We start from the raw sequence: 19,259 nt of genomic DNA on the forward strand, positions 1-19,259 counted from the left end.
CGTTCCGCATCGAAGCATTTCGCGGCCGCAGCCATTAAACATGCGGTCGGTTTTGAACGTCAGGGAATGCGACTGTGATGGAAAAGACGACGACGCTGACAACGGAACTGGCGCTACTTCTGGCGCTTTCGACGCTGTGGGGAGCCTCCTACACTTTCATCAAGATCGGCGTCGAAACCATTCCGCCGGTCACGCTGGTGGCAGCACGGACATTCATCGCCGGCGGGCTGCTTCTCGCCATCATCGGCTGGCGTGGCCTCAAGCTGCCCCGCGACCGAAAGACATGGGCCTACTTTCTGTTTCAAGCCTGCCTGAACAGCGTCTTGCCCTTTACGCTGATCGCCTGGGCCGAACGAACGACCGATGCCGGTCTTGCCGCAATCCTGAATTCCACGACGCCGATCTTTGCCTTTCTGATCACGGCGCTGATCACCCGGCATGAAGCGCTCACAGCCCGCAAGCTTTTCGGCGTGTCGGCGGGATTGATCGGAACGGCCCTGATCATCGGCGTCGGTGCGCTCGGCAGCATCGGACAGGCACTCTGGGCTCAGCTTGCGATCGTCACCGCCACGATCTGCTATGCGGGTGCCGCGGTCTTCGGGCGGAATTTCAGAGAGCTCGACCCAATGATGCCGGCTGCCGGCTCGCTGATATCAGGCGCGGTGATTCTCCTCCCGGTCAGCGTCATCGTCGATCATCCCTGGACGTTGCAGCCGAGCCTCCATTCGCTGCTGGCGCTCCTTGCGCTCTCCGTCTTCTCGACCGCGCTCGCCTTCGTGATCTATTTCCGTCTCGTGCAGACGCTCGGTTCGGTGGGTGCCACGGCCCAGGCCTATCTGAGGGTCCCGATCGGCGTTGCGATCGGTGTGATCTTCCTCGGCGAAACGTTGTCTTCCACGGCGGGCGTTGGTCTTGCCTGCGTCATGGCCGGTGTCATCGCAATGACGCTGCCCACACGAAGGCGGTTCCGTCAGGCTGCCTGATCCGCGCCTCCAGGACCACAAGATCTGCAACGGTTTATTCGACTGACATCGAAAATCACCTGTTGTCATCGTGCCGTCATTGATGATGAGGATACGGGTCGGCACAATGGGGGATATTGGCGTGGATGCGAAGGAAATGACTGAGGAGCAGACGGCTGTTCCATCGGCAGGCACGCCTGCGGAGGTCTTCGGCGCCTTCCTGAAGCTTGGCCTCACCTCGTTCGGCGGACCGATCGCGCATCTCGGCTATTTCCGCGACGAGCTCGTCACGCGGCGCAAATGGATCGACGAGAAGGGCTATGCCGATCTCGTCGCCCTCTGTCAGTTCCTTCCCGGTCCTGCATCGAGCCAGGTCGGCTTTGCCATGGGCCTGCTGCGCGGCGGGCCACTGGGGGCGCTTGCAGCGTGGAGCGCATTCACGCTCCCATCCGCGCTGATCCTGTTCATCTTCGCAACCGCCGCCACCGCGCTCGACAATCCTCTCGGGCAGGGTCTGCTGCACGGATTGAAGCTCGTTGCCGTCGCTGTCGTTGCACAAGCCGTCTGGGGCATGGCCCGATCGCTGACACCCGACAGGCCGCGCGCCGGCATCGCGCTGGCCGCCATTTTCATCGTGATATCAGCGGGGGCGCTCGGTCAGCTCGCAGCCATCGTCCTGGGTGCCGTTTCAGGGCTCGCCCTTTGTCGTGGGGCCGCGGTCGAGCAACGGACAGATTTTTCGTTCGGAATATCGAGATCTGCTGGCGTCACCTGTCTGCTGGCGTTCCTGCTCCTGCTGTTCGGTTTGCCGCTCATCGTTTCCATCATGGATTCGCAAGGGCTGCGCCTTTTCGATGCCTTCTATCGCTCGGGTGCTCTGGTGTTCGGTGGCGGACATGTCGTCCTGCCGCTGCTCGAGACGGAGGTGGTGCGGCCGGGCTGGGTTTCGGAAAACGCGTTTCTTGCCGGTTATGGTGTTGCGCAGGCGGTGCCCGGTCCGCTCTTCACGTTTTCCGCCTATCTCGGGGCGGTGACAGGTCCGTCTCCCAATGGTGTCACAGGCGCAGCCATCTCTCTGGTCGCCATCTTTCTGCCGGGCTTTCTGCTGCTGCTCGGCACCCTGCCTTTCTGGGACAGGCTCAGCACCTATCCGCTGGCGCAGGCGGCCATGCGTGGCGCAAACGCGGCTGTGGTCGGCGTCTTAGGTACGGCCCTCTACAATCCGGTATGGACAAGCGCGGTCCTCACATCGGCCGATTTTGCCCTTGCCCTGTCCGGCTTCCTGCTGCTGGTGGTCTGGAAGGCGCCGCCATGGATCGTCGTGGTGCTGATGGCAACGAGTGCGATCCTGCTGCAGCTTTCCGCCTGAACCGTATCGGGCCAGTCAATCCTTCTTCAGCAAGGCGGCTTCGATCGCCGCCCATGCCATCAGACCAAGCCTTGCATCCGCAATGTCGGTGCCGCCATGGGCACGAAGGCTGGAGCGAGGCGTCGTCTCGCCGGGGAGCAGCACGCGATGACCTGCCTCGGGGTCAACGATCAGTGACACAGGCCTGCCACTGTCTTCCCGCCGGTGGGCAAGCGCGCCGGCGAAGCTGTCCGATGGCCAGAGCGCATCGTCTCCGCCAGCCACGAGCACAAGGTTCGCGGCGGCTTTTTCGACGGGAATCCGCGCGCGCCGCAGGGTTTCCTCGTCCCTCGCCAGGCACTGTTCGAAGAAGGAGCGATAGGACACCAGCCCATCGCGATCAATCCGTTCCCAGGCGAGGTCGGCAGGAACGAAATCCAGCGGCTTTCCCTTCCAGGACCAGGATGAGCGTTCCGGCCAGGCAATGCCGTCCTTGCCGGGACCGATATTGCCCCAGACGACCGAGGTCGGGCTGATCGCAATAACGTCATCGACGCGCGGGTCCAGGGTGGCGACAAGCAGGGCCGCTTCGGCGCCTTTCGAGGTTCCGACGAAGACGATGCGCCGGCAGCCCCGCGCAATCAGGTAGTCCGTAGCGTCGGCGAAGGTCTCCAGCGGGATTTCGCAGATGCCGGGCGACTGACCGGAACCACCGAACCATTGCAGCGCCAGCGCCTGCGCGCCAGCCTCGGCAAGCAGTCTGGCACGATCGATATCCACTCTGCCGCTGGAACCGCTGAGCACGACGACGCCGGTCTCGCCTGCATCCGGCCGGGAGACGAACACCCCGTTGATCCGGCCTTCGAGCCGTTCGATTTTACAGCTGGCCATCGCGCCTGTTACCATACTGACATCCTGTTGAATTATGGAGTGGTTCTCGACTGGAACAGAGGGCAGAGCCTATCATGGTCGAGAAGCCGCAGGAACGCACCGGGGCATCGTTCGAGGATGCCGATGTCGTCAGCAATTATCCCTTCCGTCCGCCATATCCCGAGGCGGTCTACGACAAACTACTGGGCATCGCGCCGAAACGCGCCTGCCTGCTGGATATAGGCTGCGGCCCCGGCAAGATTTCACGGCCGCTCTCACGGCATTTCGAAAAGGTCATTGCCGTCGATCCGTCGCGTCACATGATCGAGCTCGGCCAGAGCCTGGAGGAAGGGCGCGCGCGCAATCTTCACTGGATCGTCGGTTTCGCCGAGGATGTCGATATCCCCGATCGTCCCGATCTCATCGTTGCCGCCGCCAGCATTCACTGGATGGATCACAGGCGCCTTTTCGCGCGGCTGAAAACCTATGCCGCCGCCGATCACCGGGTGGCCGTCATATCGGGAGATGCGCCTTTCCAACCGGCCTGGGAGGCAGATTGGCAGTCTTTTCTCGCCAAATGGGTTCCGGCCATAACAGGCGAGGCGTTCGATCCCATTGGCAAGCGAGAGGGCTGGTCGGCGTACAAGGCGTTCCTCGACATCGACGGCTCCGAGCATTTCCACTCCGCTCCATTCGAGCAAAGTGTCGAAGACTTCATTCGCTGCCAGCATTCGCGCGATACGTTCGCGCCATCCCATCTGGGCGGCAGGATGAACAAGTTCGACGGAGAGCTCGGCGAGATGCTCGCTCCCTATGCTCGCGAGGGAAAACTGAGTTTCATCGTCAGGACGAAACTGGTCTGGGGCTCGATCAGGCAGGCCTAGGCCGCTGCCATGATGACGTGGGCCTGAATTTTGGCGGCAACCTCGCTGTCGCCATGCCGGGCGGCAATCGCGGATGCGGCATAGTCGGTCGCAACATGCAGTTTTCCTGGAGCTCTGGCTTCGATTTCGCTGCGAAGGACGGTTCCCTGGCAATAGGCGAGGGCGGGAATCCGGGGCGAGGATGCGCGGCTTTGTTCGGCCTTCGTTTCGATCACCACATGGGAGAAACCCGCCTCTTCCAGCTCGGCGCAGATCAAGGCTTTGTCATGATAGCCGTGCGGCGTGCGGACCAGGAAGCGTGGCGGATCGTCCGGAAACATCGTCGCAAGGGCGGTCGTCACATCGTCGGCAAAAACATTCTCCTCGAGGCGGTCCCATACGTTGAACAGGAAACGTCCGCCGGGCTTCAGGACACGCTTTGCTTCGCGGTAGCCGGATATGCGGTTCGGGAAGAACATCGCGCCGAATTGACAGCAGACGAGATCGAAGGCGGCATTCTCAAACGGCAGCTTCAGAGCATCCGCCTGGCGCCATTCCAGGCGATCATCGAAGCCCTGTTGCGAAGCAGCGTAGTCGAGCATCGACTGGTTTAGATCGGTGACGATATAGCGTGCGTCCGAGGACAGTTTCGGCGCCAGTGCGCGGGTGACGACCCCGGTGCCTGCTGCGATTTCCAGAACGGCGCCGGGCGACAGGGATGCCGCTCTCTGAGCGAGATCCACGGCGAAGGGCGCGAAAATCAGCGGTACCATATAGCGGTCGTAGTTTTCCGGGATCGAGCCGGTGAACAGCTTGTCCGTTTCCAGCATTGTCATCACCCTCCGCCGCCCACTACGGCTTCAAGCACATCGGTTTCACTGCCGCTCACAGCCGCAAGCTGTCGTCCAGCCAGACCCGGAAGCCGCCGCGGAAGGCATTTTCGTTGCTGCCACGCCGGCATTTGAGCGGCAGATCCTTCAGCTTTTCGACGTTGCCGCCCCCGATGACGATATAGTCGGGCAGCAGGGCGGCGGCCAGGCGATCGGCGACGTCGAAGACCGATTTTCGCCATCTGCCCTTGCCGCGACCTTCGAGGCCCCGTTCGCCGACATAGTCCTCGAATGTCGCCTTCTTATAGGGCATATGCGCGAGTTCGAGCGGCAAGCAGACGTTCTCGGCGATCATGGCCGAGCCGAGTCCGGTGCCGAGGCCAAGGAAGAGCATGCGGCCGGCCTCGTAGCTGCCGATCGCCTGCATCAGCGCGTCATTGACCACGCGCACGGGCTTGCCGAGGGCTTTTTCGAAATCGAAGCCCTTCCATCCCGGGCCGAGGTTGAACGGATCGGCCGCAGGGCGGTGGGCGACAACGGCGCCGGGATAGCCCATGGCGACGACGTCATAGTGCCAGTCGGCGGTCAGATCGGTAAGGGCTGCCACCATCTTCGCCGCCGTCATCTCGCGCCCCGATACGACCGAGCGCCGCTCGCTGCCGCTGCTGAGTTCCGCCTTCAGATGCGAGCCGCCGATATCGACGGCGAGCACGATGCGGCCGTCCGGCGCAGCAACCTTGGGCTTGGCTCGCTCACGCGCCTGCTTTGCCTGCGATGCTTCCATTGTGTCAACCATGGCTGGCGCTCCTCTCCGGGCTGTACCCTCATTCCCTCCCGCGCCATTCTATCGGGCACAAGATCGTAGCCGGCTGTCAAGCCGGTATATTGCGGATCGCTTAATTTCATCTCAGGATGGCAAGGAAGATGCGCAAACAAAGCGGAGGAACAGCACTTGGCCTATCCGACACTGCCACCCGGTTCCGTCGAGCCACCAGGCGCGCCGGGCATCGAGCCCCGATGGACGTCCAGCGACAAGAGTGCTGTTGGTACCGCCGTCAGTTCGGCGAGCTGCGTCTGGTTCACGGCAAGCCACGGCATCCTCAACGAGATCTACGCGCCGCGCCTCGACATGGCCTGTATGCGCGATTTCGGTTTCATCGTCACGGCGGAGAGCTATTTCTCCGAGGAGAAGCGCGATGCCGATCATAGCGTTCAGGCTATCGAGGACGGCGTTCCGGCCTTCCGTCTCGTCAATACCGCCCGCGACGGACGCTATCGCATCACCAAGACCATCTTTTCCGACCCGGAGCGCGAGGTGGTGCTGCAGGACATCCACTTCGAGGCATTGAGGGGCAACCTTTCAGACTACAGGCTGCATGCGCTTGCTGCCCCGCATCTCGTCAATGGCGGTGCCGAGAACACCGGCTGGTCTGCCGATTTCAAGGGCAGGCAGATGCTCTTTGCCGAGGGATCCGGGCGGTCGCTCGCCATTGCCGCTTCGGTGCCTCTGCTTGCCCGGTCAGTGGGTTATGTCGGCATTTCCGATGGCTGGCAGACGCTGTCGCGCGGCAAGGGATTGAGAGAGGATTATTGCGTTGCTACCTCCGGCAATGTCGCGCTATCAGGCACGCTTGATATGCAGGCGGGTAAGGGGCGGGCGCTGATCGCCATCGGCTTCGGCACGCAGCCGGAAGAGGCCGCCCTGCGCGCGCTGCTGAGCCTCGAACAGGGCGGCGAACCGGCGCTGAAACATTACTGCAGCGGATGGCGGGAGTGGCAGGCCGGGCTGCTTGCGCTCGACGAACCGCATGATCCAGATAAGCTGAACCGCTACCGCGTCAGCACCGGCGTGCTCGCCACCCACCGAGACGATGCCTCCGGTGCCATCATCGCCAGCCTGTCCATCCCCTGGGGTTTCAGTAAAGGCGATGACGACCTTGGCGGCTATCATCTGGTGTGGACGCGCGACCTGGTGGAAACGGCAGGCGGTCTGCTCGCGGCCGGGGCCACCGCGGATGCGCGCTCCGTTCTCGACTATCTCGCCGTCATCCAGGAGGCGGACGGCCATTGGGTGCAGAATGCCTGGCTGGACGGCAGGCCCTACTGGCATGGCATCCAGATGGACGAAACTGCCTTTCCGATCCTGCTCTACGACATGCTGCTGCGGGCAGGCGCGATCGATGCGTCAGAGGCCGGCCGCTATCTGCCGATGATCGAGGCGGCTGCGAGCTATCTCGTCAGAAACGGTCCCGCCACCCAGGAGGATCGCTGGGAGGAAGATGCCGGTTACTCGCCGTTCACGCTCGCCGTGGAGATCGCCGGGCTGCTTGCGGCGGCCGATGCACTGGAAGCGGCCGGGCGGCTCACGGCGTCGCACTATCTGCGCGAGGTGGCCGATGGCTGGAACGAGCGCATCGAGGAGTGGACTTACGCCACCGATACGGAACTGTCGCGTAGTCTCGGCGTCGAGGGCTATTACGTGCGCATCGCTTCGGCCACGGATGGCGCCTCGTCGCTGGGGCGTGACTTCATTCCGATCCGCAATCGCGACGATCTCGGCGAGGTGCTGGAGGCGGACCTGCTGATTAGCCCGGATGCTCTGGCGCTGGTGCGCTTCGGCCTCCGGGCCGCCGACGATCCACGCATCCTCGGCACGGTGGCGGCAATCGATGCGCAATTGCGCCGCGACCTTCCCGCCGGTCCCTACTGGTATCGCTACAATGACGACGGCTACGGCGAGCGCATTGGCGGCGCGCCTTTTGCCGGAAGCGGTGTCGGCAGGCTCTGGCCGCTGCTGACCGGCGAGCGCGCCCATTATGAACTCGCCGCCGGACGAGTGGACGAAGCGCGGCGGATGCTCGCTGCGCTGGAGGCTTCGGCAAGCGAGGGAGGGCTCTTGCCCGAGCAGATATGGGATAGCGAGGACGTGCCGGCACGCGAGCTTTTCCTCGGCCGACCCTCCGGCAGCGCCATGCCGCTCGTCTGGGCGCATGCCGAACACATCAAGCTGCTGCGGTCGCTGCGCGACGGCACGATCTTCGACATGCCGCCCCAGACCGTTGCCCGCTATGTCGCGGCAAAGCCGGCGCCGGCACCTTTCTCCTGGCGGCTGACGGCCCGGCGCGATCAAATGCCGGCGGGCCGGCGGCTCCGCATCGATCTGCCCGAGCCTGCGCTGGTGCGCTGGTCCACCGACGGCTGGGCAAGTGCCACCGACAGTCCATGCCGCGACACGGGCTTCGGCATCCATGTCTTCGATCTGGCGACGGAAACGCTCGGTCCCGGTGTCGTCGACTTCACGATCTTCTGGACGGACGCGCAGCGCTGGGAAGGCACGGATTTCAGGGTCGAGGTGGTTTGAAAGGGCGCGCGGTGTGCACTTAAGAAGCCTGCAATAAAGAAGCGGCCGTTTCCGGCCGCTCAAGAGACTTATTTCATTTTTTCTGTATTTCCGGATGTATTGCCGGAAACTCGGGATCAGGCCCAAGCCAAACCCAGGGGGATCAGGACTTGTAGATCAGCCAGCTCTTGGTGAATTCCTTTTGCATGCCGTCCTCATACACGACGGTGCAGTTGCGGCCGGCATTCTTGGCGCCGTAAAGCGCGATATCGCTCCTGGAATAGAGCTCGCCGGCATCATCGGCATGCGAGGCCATGCAGATGCCGATGGAGACCGTGACCGGGCCGTAGTTGACGCGGGTGCGGGAATTCTTGAAGGGGGTGGATTCCAGTGTGCGGCGGATGCGCTCGGCGATTGCAGTCACTTCGTCGAGCGTATTGCCGTCGATGATGAGGGCGAATTCCTCGCCGCCGGTGCGGGCGACGAAGACATCGCGGCGGACATTGGTGCGGATGACGGAGGCAACCGTCGCAAGCACCTTGTCACCGACCGGGTGGCCATAGGTGTCATTGATCTTCTTGAAATTGTCGATGTCTGCGAGAAGCAACGCAGTGACCGGGCGCAGCGCAGGATTGTTGAAGACGGCGGCCAGCCGGTCGTCGAAGGCGCGGCGGTTGGAAAGGCGCGTCAGCGAATCCGTGTTGGCGATGCGCTTGTATTCGTCGAGTTCCTTGCGAACCTGATCCATCTCCTGCGAGCGCTGGACCATGTCTTCTACGGTCTTTTCGCCGTGGGTGATCGTATCGCCGGTTGCCTGGGTCAAAAGGTCGATGGCGTTTTCGATGAGGTCGGCGCTGCTCGTGCTCTTGGAGCTGATGCGCTTGCAGGTCTCGTTGAGCAGCCGGTTATAGCTTTCGAGCGAGGTCTGCTCCTGGCGCAGCACGCGGAGCAGGCCTTCCAGTTCGCCGGCGATGCGGCTGTGCGCGTCGTCGAAGATCTTGGCTGGCGCCGTGTGTGAGCAGTGCTGCGTGCCGAGCACGTCGAGTTCCGCCTGTGTCGCCTGGCTGCCGAGAGCGGCAAGGTCGCGGGTGAGCGCGGGATTGGAACCGATATAGGCCTCGTAGAAGAGTTCGTAATTGCGGGGAATTGGCGCAACGCCCATGGAGCGCATGGCATAGGTGATCTGACCCGCCACATCGGGAACCTGCACCTTGGGCGCGACGGCCGTATTCATTCCGGCAACTCCTCAGTTCTTAAGCAATCTTCTATTTGTTAGCTTAAATTTCTTGGGAAAAGATTAAAGCCACATATACCAAAGATTACATACGATAAGTTTGACAGGTCGCAATACAACGATCAGCCCTATGATTTTTCTCAAAGATTTGTAAGTTCGACAGTACCGAAGACACCTCCTATGCGCGAGTGTCTCAAAAAAGTTCAGTCGTTTTTCTATTTTCAGGGATTGTTTTGGTTTTGTTGACGGTCGGTGTCTGTTGTCTGATCTACTGGCGGGAAGCGCTAAGTGACAGATTCCATCTCAATAAACCGGATTTACGGGGACCGGAACGCGGCCCCCTGTTGAAGGCATGAGATCATGGAATCGTCTCGCCACACGTCGCCCGCCATTCTTGCGCTCGCCATCGTCGCCGGCATTGCTTTCCTTCTGCAGCAAAGCGGCTTCTTCAACGGCATCTTCAGCACCGACATCCTCGCCAGCGTGAAGGCGGAGGATATGCTGATTGCAGCCGATTTCGCGGGCATGGAAAAGCCCGCAACTCACGCCGTGACGGCGGCCAATATCGATGTCGCCGAGACGGCTTCCGTTCGATAGCCTGCCTGGAGTATCAGCCGAGGTTCAGCTCCTGGAAGAAGTCGTTGCCCTTGTCGTCGATGACGATGAAGGCCGGAAAGTCTTCGACCTCGATCTTCCAGACCGCTTCCATGCCAAGTTCCGGATATTCGAGAACATCGACCTTGCGGATGCAGTCCTGCGCCAGGCGCGCGGCCGGGCCGCCGATCGAGCCAAGATAGAAGCCCTGGTGCTTCTTGCAGGCTTCGCGCACGGCGCGCGAGCGGTTGCCCTTGGCGAGCATGACCATGGAACCGCCGAAGGACTGGAACTGGTCGACATAGCTGTCCATGCGACCGGCCGTCGTTGGGCCGAAGGAGCCGGAAGCGTAGCCTGCCGGGGTCTTGGCCGGGCCGGCATAATAGACCGGATGATTCTTCATATAGTCGGGCATGCCTTCGCCCTTTTCCAGCCGCTCGCGGATCTTGGCATGCGCCAGGTCGCGGGCGACGATGATCGTGCCGGTAAGCGACAGCCGCGTCTTGACCGGATGCCTGGAGAGTTCGGCAAGTATATCGGCCATCGGACGGTTCAAGTCGATGCGAACGACGGATTCGGAGAGCTTGGCCTCGTCGATCTCGGGCATGTACTTGGAGGGATCGGTTTCCAGTTGCTCGACGAAGATGCCCTCGCGGGTGATCTTGCCCTTGGCCTGGCGGTCGGCGGAACAGGAAACACCAAGGCCGATCGGCAGCGAGGCACCGTGGCGGGGCAGGCGGATCACCCTGACGTCATGACAGAAATACTTGCCGCCGAACTGGGCGCCGACGCCGAGGCCCTGCGTCAGCTTGTGGATTTCCTTTTCCATCTCGATGTCGCGGAAGGCATGGCCGCTCTCGGAGCCTTCGGTCGGCAGCTCGTCGAGATAGCGGGTGGAGGCGAGCTTGACGGTCTTCAGGTTCATCTCGGCCGAGGTGCCGCCGATAACGATCGCCAGATGGTAGGGGGGACAGGCTGCCGTACCCAGCGTCAGGATCTTCTCCTTGAGGAAGTCCAGCATGCGGTCATGCGACAGCAGCGAGGGCGTGCCCTGGAACAGGAAAGTCTTGTTGGCAGAGCCGCCGCCCTTGGCGACGAAGAGGAAGTCGTAGCTGTCGATGCCTTCCTCATAGATATCGATCTGCGCCGGCAGATTGTTCTTGGTGTTCTTTTCCTCGAACATCGTGATGGGGGCGAGCTGCGAGTAGCGCAGGTTCTTCTTTTCATAAGCGTCGAGCACGCCCTTCGAAAGAGCAGCCGTATCGCCGCCTTCCGTCCAGACGCGGCGGCCCTTCTTGCCCATGATGATCGCCGTGCCTGTATCCTGGCACATGGGCAGCACGCCGCCCGCGGCAATATTCGCGTTTTTCAGCAGGTCATAGGCGACGAAACGGTCGTTATCGGTCGCCTCGGGATCGTCGAGGATCGAAGCGAGCTGCTTCAGATGGCCGGGACGCAGCAGATGGTTGATATCGGAAAAGGCGGTTTCGGCGAGCAGACGGATACCTTCAGGATCGACTGACAGGATCTCCTGGCCCTTGAAGCTGTCGACCGAGACATGGTCGCTGCTGATCTTGCGGTAAGGGGTGGAATCGGCGCCGAGGGGGAAGAGATCGTCAGCCATCGAAGTGACCTTTCTAGTGGGATATTTTGGAAGCGGTCTAAATCTGGTGGATGGCAAAATCAATCGGGAAGGGGTGGTGGAGTGTTGGCAAAAATGCCGCGCCTTCCTTGCTCATTCCTGTGCCCTCGTGCCGGCACAAGGGATGTCACAGCGATGAGGGATGATGGGAACTCCCTTCGCCTCATCGAAACCGAGCCATGTGCGGCAATCCTCTATTGTCTCCACCTCAAACAAAAGAGGCCGGCAGAGCCGGCCTTTCCATTATCATTTGACCCATCAGCTCACATCGAGGTGGTCATCGTCTCCGGGCACACCATCGCAGCAATCCTTATCGAGGCAACGTGCGGCTACCGGATCGATCGATGGGCCTGAGCCCCCAGCACCGGCCCGAAAATCGGAATCGATTTTCGCAAAGCCCAATGCGTAGATTCAAAGAGTTAGAGCATCCCTAGTGCGTCCGAACGGACGCACGGCGCCCTAGAATGTTGCCGAGGTTTTCAATCCCAATACGACAACGTCGTCATTGTCGCTGGTGCCGCCGGGATGGCGGATATACTGGAGATTGGGACGGATGAGCAGCCCGGCATGCGGCCGATACGTGTAGTAGAGCTCGGCAGCGTATTCGGAACCACGCGGATCGTCGGACGTCGAGGCGCGACTGTTGACGTGCGTGGTGCCTATGGCGAATCCGACGTCATCCTCCGGACGCGATTTGAAAAGCCCTGTGTAGACGACGCCCGCAGCGATCTGGCGATCGGTGGTCGATGTACGCTTGTCGGCCATGACAAGGTTGAGGAACAGGCTGAGATTGTCCGTCATCTGCTGCTGGAAACTCAGGTAGCCACCGTATCGTCCCCGATCCCGGCGTGCAGGCAGGCCCGTAATGGCAAAAGGATCGCCATTGACGTCGTCAGCGATGTCGTCGGCGTTGGAGGTGTCGTACCAGCCGCCGATCTTGTAGCTGCCGGGCAAGGTTCCGCCTCCGAACTTCGGCAACCAAGCCAGTTCCACGGGGATCAATGCGCCCGTGGAATGACTGAAGAACACCGGCAGAACCTGATCATCAACCCCTAGATATTTAGGGTTTACGTCATAGACGCCAACCTGGAAATATCCGAAGCCAGTCAGATTGAACTTCGCCCGCGTCGCCCACTGGCTGATCGGCCAGTTGTAGATGTAGTCTCCGACAAGATTTCCGAGATCCGAACCGCAAAACGTCAGGTTCTGAAAATCGCACGGGAACGAGGCAAAATCCTCGTTGACGGGCATTCGTCCAATCTTCCAGTCGATAAGACCGTTCGCAAACTGCTGCTGGTACCAGAAGTCGGTCAGTCGGATGGTCTGTCCGCGGCCGTAGACCTCCTGTACCTGCTGCAGGGTTCCGAGCTGCGCGTCGTCACTCAGGTTCCGGCCGGTGCGCTGGGTGAGCGTGACCTGGAATTTGGCGTCGGGGACCCCAAGCAGCCGGTCGAGATCGAAGGTCACTCCGGCCGAATACTGGTCGGCATATCTGCTCTTGCTATCGATGCCGCCGACCGGGTTGTAGGCGAACTCCCCGACATAACCGAATTGGAAATCGATGCCCCTGTCCCGAAGATTGGTCCGAGCCCCGTTCCAGTCGCCGAACAGCCACGGCTCCGGATCGCTGACGGGTGCTGCGGCTGGAGAAACAGGAGCAATCGCGTCTCCGGCTTCGACGACGCCAGTTCCGTCGAGCGCGATGAGCATGATGGCGGCCACGGCAAGCTTTGAGCACTGCACTCCGGTCATCCTCCGAACTGGAAGGTAGCCGCGCGATCAGGCCGCCGTCCTTCCAAAAGATTCTCCGATTCGTCAGAGTATGGTAGCCTATTCCAGCTCCGGTCGATTGCACAATAGTGTCGGTCAATCATCGCAACCCGCCACATTCGGTCGCCAGCCTAAAACAAAGGCCGGCAGAGCCGGCCCTTTCATCATCATTCAATCTGTCAGCTCACATGGGACTGATCATCGTCTCCGGCCGCACGATCGCGTCATACTCTTCCGACGTTACCAGCCCGCTCGCCAGCGCTTCTTCCTTCAGGGTCGTCCCGTTCTTATGCGCCGTCTTGGCGATCTTGGCGGCTGCGTCGTAGCCGATCTTGGGGGCGAGTGCGGTGACGAGCATCAGCGAGCGCTCGAGGCCGGCCTTGATGTTGTCTTCGCGGGCTTCGATGCCGACGACGCAATTGTCCGTGAAGGAGACGGCGGCGTCGGCGAGCAGCTGGACCGACTGCAGGAAGTTGTAGGCCATCATCGGATTATAGACATTGAGCTCGAAATGGCCCTGGCTGTCGGCGAAGGTCAGTGCCGCGTGGTTGCCGAAGACGTGGATGCAGACCTGCGTCAGCGCCTCGCACTGCGTCGGGTTCACCTTGCCGGGCATGATCGAGGAGCCGGGCTCGTTTTCCGGCAGTGCCAGTTCGCCAAGGCCGGCGCGCGGGCCGGACCCGAGCAGGCGTATGTCGTTGGCGATCTTGAAGAGGGCAGCGGCGGCGGCATTGATCGCGCCGTGGGCGAAGACCATCGAATCATGCGAGGCGAGTGCCTCGAACTTGTTCGGCGCGGTCACGAAGGGCATGTCGGTGATGACAGCGATCTCTTCGGCGACCTTCTCTGCAAAACCGACCGGCGCATTGAGCCCGGTGCCGACGGCCGTGCCGCCCTGGGCGAGCTCGCAAAGGCCGGGCAGGGTCATTTGGATACGCTTGATGGCGGAGCCGACCTGCGCGGCGTAACCAGAGAATTCCTGACCAAGGGTGAGTGGCGTCGCATCCTGCGTGTGGGTGCGGCCGATCTTGATGATGTGGCTGAACTCGGTGACCTTCATGTCGAGCGCCGCATGCAGATGCTTCAGCGAGGGCAGAAGATGATGGGCGATCTGTTCGGCGCAGGCGATGTGCATGGCCGTCGGGTAGGTATCGTTCGACGACTGGCTCATGTTGACGTGATCGTTCGGATGTACCGGCTTCTTGGAACCCATGACGCCGCCGAGCATTTCTATGGCGCGATTGGAGATCACCTCGTTGGCGTTCATGTTGGATTGCGTGCCGGAACCGGTCTGCCAGACGACCAGCGGGAAATGGTCATTCAGCTTGCCGTCGATCACTTCCTGGGCCGCATCCACGACAGACTTGCCAATGCCAGCATCCAGCTGGCCGAGCGCCATGTTGGCACGTGCTGCAGCCTGCTTGACGATTCCGAGCGCACGCACGATCGAGAGCGGCTGTTTTTCCCAGCCGATCTTGAAATTGCCGAGAGAACGTTGCGCCTGCGCGCCCCAATATCGGTCGCTGGCAACTTCGATCGGGCCAAATGTATCGGTTTCGGTGCGGGTGGAGCTCATGGCTTCGTGCCTTCCTGTCACATGCTGTTAAGGGCAGTCTTTGAGGATGAGGGACTTATAGGGTGGAAAGCTTTCCAAGAAAACCGGACGCAGTGCGAAATATTGAAACCGGTTGTCATGTTTACCGGCGTATTTCAGCGTGTTCTTTCGGTCACGCTGGGAAATTAATGCAAATAGCGTCACAAAGCACACTTTCTCGTAGCGGAAAATTCGGTAAAAAATTAACTAATAATTTCATAATTTTGTGTGAACTTCTGCACGGCGCTTGCGTTCGACCCCGTCACACAAAGTTGAGCCTGAAAGTGCTGGCGGCGCGGGCCGGTTTCTGATGAATGGGCCGCAGCTGCCGGGAATTCTGGAAGAATTGATCTGAGCCTTTTTACTTGACAACAGCATGGTACTGGGACTGGAAAACAAGATGAAGTTCGTTTTGAAAAGCGCGGTTTCCGCATTGGCACTTTCCTGCGTGATGGGCGCGGTTCCTGCGCATGCCTATACGCTGATGGACATGCTGCGCGGCGACCGGGCAAGAAGCGGCCAGAGCACGATCATCATGGACCCCTCGGCTCCGGTTCGCGGGAATCGTAACGGCCTTGGCGGCGATATCGATCCGGAAGCCGCACTGCCGAAGGTTTCCAGCCCGCGCTACTACACATACAAGACCGAAGCCTTGTTGCTCGTCGATACGACGAAGTTTGCCGATCCAGTCGTGACCGGCGCGGTCGCCGACGTGTCGGGCGCTGCCACGACCGATGGCGCTCCGCAGCGCCATTTCCTGACGGAAGCCAAGGTTCGCGCCAATACCGATGTCGCCAAGGCCCTGCAGGGCTATTACGGCGACGGCAAGAACCCGCTCGTCTGGGTTTCCAGCGAAGGTGTCAGCGAGCGCGGCAAGGCTGCGCTGACCGTACTTGCCGATGCGGCAAGCGTCGGCCTCGATCCGGCCGATTATGCCGTGTCCGAGCCGACGATCGATCCGGCCAATCCGGATCCCGATCTCCGCGACCGGGCGCTGACGCAGTTCGAACTGGCGCTTTCCTCCAAGGTTCTGGCCTATGTGCAGGATACGACGCGCGGCCGCGTCGACCCGAACAAGCTCTCCGGATACCATGATTTCCAGCGCAAGGTCGTCAAGCTCGATCCGGTGCTGAAGCTCTCCCGCCTGAGCCCCGACGTTGCGGCCTATCTTTCCAGCCGCAATCCAGACAGCACGCAGTTCCTCGCGTTGAAGGCCGAGCTTGCCAAGCTGCGCGCCGCCGACGGCGGGAACGAAGCGCCGATCACCATTTCGCTCACTTCCTTGCTGCGCCCGGGCGACAGCTCGACGGAAGTCGCCAACATCGTCAAGGCGATCCAGAAGCACGGTTCGGAAGAGCTGAAGACCGCGCATGCGGCCACCTTCTCGGCCTATACAGGCAGCAGCGACTATTCGCCCGAGATCGTGTCACTGGTCGAGGACTTCCAGAAAGAACATGGCCTGAAGCCCGATGGCGTGATCGGCCAGGCGACTGTGCGCACCATGACCGGCGGCGACACCAATGCGTCCAAGGTCGACAAGCTCGTTGTCGCGATGGAGCAGGCGCGCTGGCTGCCTGACGATCTCGGCCCGCGCTACGTGATGATCAACCAGCCGGCCTTCATGGCCTATTACTATAACGACTCCAAGCAGCAGCTTGCGATGCGCACCGTGGTCGGCGGCAAGAACAACCAGACCTATTTCTTCGACGACGAGATCGAGACCGTCGAGTTCAACCCGTTCTGGGGCGTGCCGCAGTCGATCATCATCAACGAGATGCTGCCGAAGCTGCGCTCCGACCCGAACTATCTGGACCAGATGGGCTATGAAGTCGAAGTCGGCGGTCGCGCCGTTCCGTCCTCCAGCGTCGACTGGTACGGCTCGACGCAGAATGTCTCGGTGCGCCAGCCGCCGAGCAGCGACAATGCTCTCGGCGAGTTGAAGATCCTGTTCCCGAACAGCCACGCCATCTATATGCACGACACGCCCTCGAAGAGCTTCTTCAAGCGTGACATGCGTGCACTGAGCCACGGCTGCGTCCGCCTTGCCGACCCGCGCGCCATGGCGGCTGCCGTTCTCGGCACGACGGTCGATGATGTTGCGAAACAGATCGCCACCGGCCAGAACCATGCTGTTAAGGTGCCGCAGAAGATCCCGGTCTACGTGTCCTATTTCACCGCATGGCCGAACAAGGACGGCGTGATCGAGTATTTCGACGATGTGTATGGTCGCGATGCTTTTGTGGACAAGGCGTTTGATGTGACGACGAAGTCACGTGGGGCGCAGATCTGACTCCAAGCGTTGGATGGGTAATTGGGCGGGCGGTCTTCGGGCCGCCCTTTTGTTTTGGGCGTCTGCGCACGAAAAATCTGAGGAGAGGGTGTACCGTGGGCCTCTCATCCGCCCCTTGGCTTGCAACGACATGAGACACTTTGATTGGGAGCGAGGCGTCGCGACAGCGTCCCTTCTACCCAGCGGGAGAAGGTGCCTGCGGGATGCTGACGGGAAAGCGCTGCGCTTCAACGAGCGGTCCCTTCTTGATCGAGATAATTCAGGTGAATGAGAGTGCAAACGGACGGATAGCTCCACTATCCATCGGATGATCGCTAACTTCGATATTCAACAGACTCGCATACCGCCCTATGGTGAGGCTTCAACATGCCGGGGTTGAGGGGATCAGATGAGATGGACTTTTTTGACGGGAGTGGCGCTTGCTGCGTCCCTCGCCGTGGCGTCAGCCAATGCAAGCGAAGACAGGCTCGATTCCGCGCTCGGCACAATGAAGGTAATAGGGGAACCACTGCTCCTGGAAGACGGCCGACACGCTGGTTGCCAGTACACATTCGTTGTTCTCACGCGAGATCGGGTCTACCGGCACGGGCAGTATTTGAGGATTGCCGGATCGGTCAGTGTCATAAGAACGAGCGATTTCGTGGATTCACCTGCGCAACATGCCGTCAACACGATGTTAAAGCTGGTTGTCAATGAGGTTGCCATCTCATCCGACGGCCGGTTGAATTTGACGCCATCGGCTCCCTCGCGAGCCTACCTGCTGGGTGAGAATATGCAGAGCCATATGGACAGGCTCTACGAACCCAGGAATACCGAGACGCCCGGAAGCGTGACATTGATGCTTGATGCCGATCCGACGATGAAAATATTGAAGGAGGCGGCGAAGTCCTCTCACAAAATCGCTGTTGCTTTCAACCAGCGAGGCGGCAACAAGGACATAACCATTCCAATTGAGCTCGATGTAACGGATTTCGGGTTGAATGGCGAGAGGACACGGTCGGATGAAGCAGAGCGCAACTTTGCACGCTGTATGGGGAGTGTCTTCAGGGATATTCCATCGGCACGGATGGCCGAGTGAGCCCTGCCTCAGACAGCAACCTTAGCAGCAGAATCCCGCAGCAAACTCTCCACGAGTTCCACCGTCAGCTCATCGAAATGCGTGATGATCACATCCGGATCGAGGCTGGACACCGGCACATCCGAATAGCCGAAGGGTACGGCAATCGCCGGCACACCGGCATTTTTCGCGACGGCGATATCGTTGATGCTGTCGCCGATCATCACGGAGCGGGCAATGTCCCCGCCGGCGCGCTCGATGGTACCGGTGAGGTGGCGGGCGTCGGGCTTGCGGTGTTCGAACGTATCGCCGCCGGTGACCGCGTCGAAATAATGCGTCAGGCCGAGCTTCTCCAGCAGGCCGCTAGCCAGGCCCTCGAGCTTGTTGGTGCAGACGGCAAGCCTATAACCCGATGCCTTCAGGCGATCCATCGCAGCGACGAGGCCGGGATAGGGCTCGGTATGCCCCGGCATGTTTGCGCTGTAGTGGGCTACGAAGCGCTCGACGAGCGGGGGCAGGGCTTCAGGCGAGATTGGGTGACCCTGCAGCTTGCAGGCGCGCTCTATCATCACACGGGCGCCCTGGCCGACCAGGTGCGTGAGGTCGTCATAGGTGACAGGCGCTAGATCAAGCGCCGCGATCGTGTAGTTCAGGCTTTCGACCAGATCGACATGGGTATCGAGAAGCGTGCCGTCGAGATCGAAGATGACAAGGGCGTTTCCGGTATGTTCGGGAGCGATGGTCAAAGTGGTGCCTTTTTGCGGGTAGGATCATCCGGGAGTAGGCGATGAACGGGCGAAAAGCAACGCCAGGATATCAGAGAGAAACGTCGCAGCCGAAACGGGTGGCTTTCAATCCAAAGACG

Annotated in this window: 15 protein-coding genes; 7 read left to right on the top strand and 8 right to left on the bottom strand. The window is 60.9% G+C overall.

The window, feature by feature from the left end:
* Positions 1 to 77 precede the first annotated feature (77 nt).
* Both AC1DUP_RS25490 and chrA read left to right on the top strand, forming a co-directional pair.
* The gene (locus AC1DUP_RS25490; protein ID WP_113301076.1) at positions 78 to 983 is read left to right on the top strand and encodes an EamA family transporter; all 906 of its coding nucleotides are present in this window, start codon (positions 78 to 80) and stop codon (positions 981 to 983) included.
* A gap of 136 nt (positions 984 to 1,119) precedes the next feature.
* Positions 1,120 to 2,331: a chromate efflux transporter gene (gene chrA, locus AC1DUP_RS25495; protein WP_113308403.1), complete on the top strand. Its 1,212-nt coding sequence runs from the start codon at positions 1,120 to 1,122 to the stop codon at positions 2,329 to 2,331.
* A 15-nt stretch (positions 2,332 to 2,346) separates the two neighbouring features.
* Here the strand turns inward: chrA and AC1DUP_RS25500 are convergent, their stop codons facing one another.
* Positions 2,347 to 3,201 (bottom strand): acyl-CoA thioester hydrolase/BAAT C-terminal domain-containing protein, encoded by an 855-nt coding sequence (locus AC1DUP_RS25500; protein WP_477835338.1) that lies wholly within the window; start codon positions 3,199 to 3,201, stop codon positions 2,347 to 2,349.
* A gap of 74 nt (positions 3,202 to 3,275) precedes the next feature.
* Between AC1DUP_RS25500 and AC1DUP_RS25505 the strand changes: the two genes are divergently transcribed.
* Entirely contained in the window at positions 3,276 to 4,064 is a 789-nt protein-coding gene (locus tag AC1DUP_RS25505) for a class I SAM-dependent methyltransferase (RefSeq protein ID WP_477835340.1), read from the top strand.
* Here AC1DUP_RS25505 and AC1DUP_RS25510 read toward each other — a convergent pair.
* Positions 4,061 to 4,873 carry a class I SAM-dependent methyltransferase gene (locus AC1DUP_RS25510; RefSeq protein ID WP_477835342.1) on the bottom strand — a complete coding sequence of 271 codons (813 nt, stop codon included), beginning with the start codon at positions 4,871 to 4,873 and terminating at the stop codon, positions 4,061 to 4,063. The two genes, AC1DUP_RS25505 and AC1DUP_RS25510, sit on opposite strands and share 4 nt — an antisense overlap.
* Positions 4,874 to 4,928: 55 nt before the next feature.
* A complete protein-coding gene (locus AC1DUP_RS25515) occupies positions 4,929 to 5,669 on the bottom strand; it encodes an ROK family protein (protein ID WP_113301079.1) in 741 nt (246 codons plus the stop codon).
* 156 nt (positions 5,670 to 5,825) lie between these two features.
* Here AC1DUP_RS25515 and AC1DUP_RS25520 point away from each other — a divergent pair, with 156 nt between their 5' ends.
* Positions 5,826 to 8,234 (top strand): glucan 1,4-alpha-glucosidase, encoded by a 2,409-nt coding sequence (locus AC1DUP_RS25520; RefSeq protein WP_477835344.1) that lies wholly within the window; start codon positions 5,826 to 5,828, stop codon positions 8,232 to 8,234.
* A 142-nt stretch (positions 8,235 to 8,376) separates the two neighbouring features.
* On the opposite strand, the gene AC1DUP_RS25525 is transcribed toward AC1DUP_RS25520, so the two are convergent.
* Complete coding sequence (locus tag AC1DUP_RS25525) at positions 8,377 to 9,447, bottom strand: GGDEF domain-containing protein (protein ID WP_477835346.1); 1,071 nt, start codon at positions 9,445 to 9,447, stop codon at positions 8,377 to 8,379.
* 360 nt (positions 9,448 to 9,807) lie between these two features.
* Here AC1DUP_RS25525 and AC1DUP_RS25530 point away from each other — a divergent pair, with 360 nt between their 5' ends.
* A complete protein-coding gene (locus AC1DUP_RS25530; RefSeq protein ID WP_477835348.1) occupies positions 9,808 to 10,044 on the top strand; it encodes a hypothetical protein in 237 nt (78 codons plus the stop codon).
* A gap of 13 nt (positions 10,045 to 10,057) precedes the next feature.
* Here the strand turns inward: AC1DUP_RS25530 and AC1DUP_RS25535 are convergent, their stop codons facing one another.
* The 3 genes from AC1DUP_RS25535 to fumC all read right to left on the bottom strand — a co-directional run bounded on the left by AC1DUP_RS25535 (position 10,058) and on the right by fumC (position 15,029).
* A complete protein-coding gene (locus tag AC1DUP_RS25535; protein ID WP_477835350.1) occupies positions 10,058 to 11,665 on the bottom strand; it encodes a fumarate hydratase in 1,608 nt (535 codons plus the stop codon).
* Between the two features lie 477 nt (positions 11,666 to 12,142).
* On the bottom strand, positions 12,143 to 13,426 hold the full coding sequence (locus tag AC1DUP_RS25540; protein ID WP_477835352.1) for a carbohydrate porin: 1,284 nt from the start codon (positions 13,424 to 13,426) through the stop codon (positions 12,143 to 12,145).
* Between the two features lie 211 nt (positions 13,427 to 13,637).
* On the bottom strand, positions 13,638 to 15,029 hold the full coding sequence (fumC, locus tag AC1DUP_RS25545; protein ID WP_113301085.1) for a class II fumarate hydratase: 1,392 nt from the start codon (positions 15,027 to 15,029) through the stop codon (positions 13,638 to 13,640).
* Between the two features lie 418 nt (positions 15,030 to 15,447).
* Here fumC and AC1DUP_RS25550 point away from each other — a divergent pair, with 418 nt between their 5' ends.
* Together AC1DUP_RS25550 and AC1DUP_RS25555 are read left to right on the top strand one after the other, a co-directional pair.
* The gene (locus tag AC1DUP_RS25550; RefSeq protein ID WP_113308400.1) at positions 15,448 to 17,337 is read left to right on the top strand and encodes a L,D-transpeptidase family protein; all 1,890 of its coding nucleotides are present in this window, start codon (positions 15,448 to 15,450) and stop codon (positions 17,335 to 17,337) included.
* 388 nt (positions 17,338 to 17,725) lie between these two features.
* Positions 17,726 to 18,415: a hypothetical protein gene (locus AC1DUP_RS25555; protein ID WP_477835355.1), complete on the top strand. Its 690-nt coding sequence runs from the start codon at positions 17,726 to 17,728 to the stop codon at positions 18,413 to 18,415.
* Between the two features lie 8 nt (positions 18,416 to 18,423).
* On the opposite strand, the gene AC1DUP_RS25560 is transcribed toward AC1DUP_RS25555, so the two are convergent.
* On the bottom strand, positions 18,424 to 19,140 hold the full coding sequence (locus tag AC1DUP_RS25560; RefSeq protein ID WP_477835357.1) for an HAD family hydrolase: 717 nt from the start codon (positions 19,138 to 19,140) through the stop codon (positions 18,424 to 18,426).
* Positions 19,141 to 19,259: the final 119 nt, after the last annotated feature.

The organism is Rhizobium sp. 01L419, assembly GCF_056400025.1.

Bases quoted from the DNA above. Each gene is read 5' to 3' on its own strand.
- AC1DUP_RS25490 (WP_113301076.1), top strand. From the start codon at position 78: ATGGAAAAGACGACGACGCTGACAACGGAACTGGCGCTACTTCTGGCG.
- chrA (WP_113308403.1), top strand. From the start codon at position 1,120: ATGACTGAGGAGCAGACGGCTGTTCCATCGGCAGGCACGCCTGCGGAG.
- AC1DUP_RS25500 (WP_477835338.1), bottom strand. From the start codon at position 3,201: ATGGCCAGCTGTAAAATCGAACGGCTCGAAGGCCGGATCAACGGGGTG.
- AC1DUP_RS25505 (WP_477835340.1), top strand. From the start codon at position 3,276: ATGGTCGAGAAGCCGCAGGAACGCACCGGGGCATCGTTCGAGGATGCC.
- AC1DUP_RS25510 (WP_477835342.1), bottom strand. From the start codon at position 4,873: ATGCTGGAAACGGACAAGCTGTTCACCGGCTCGATCCCGGAAAACTAC.
- AC1DUP_RS25515 (WP_113301079.1), bottom strand. From the start codon at position 5,669: ATGGTTGACACAATGGAAGCATCGCAGGCAAAGCAGGCGCGTGAGCGA.
- AC1DUP_RS25525 (WP_477835346.1), bottom strand. From the start codon at position 9,447: ATGAATACGGCCGTCGCGCCCAAGGTGCAGGTTCCCGATGTGGCGGGT.
- AC1DUP_RS25530 (WP_477835348.1), top strand. From the start codon at position 9,808: ATGGAATCGTCTCGCCACACGTCGCCCGCCATTCTTGCGCTCGCCATC.
- AC1DUP_RS25535 (WP_477835350.1), bottom strand. From the start codon at position 11,665: ATGGCTGACGATCTCTTCCCCCTCGGCGCCGATTCCACCCCTTACCGC.
- fumC (WP_113301085.1), bottom strand. From the start codon at position 15,029: ATGAGCTCCACCCGCACCGAAACCGATACATTTGGCCCGATCGAAGTT.
- AC1DUP_RS25550 (WP_113308400.1), top strand. From the start codon at position 15,448: ATGAAGTTCGTTTTGAAAAGCGCGGTTTCCGCATTGGCACTTTCCTGC.
- AC1DUP_RS25555 (WP_477835355.1), top strand. From the start codon at position 17,726: ATGAGATGGACTTTTTTGACGGGAGTGGCGCTTGCTGCGTCCCTCGCC.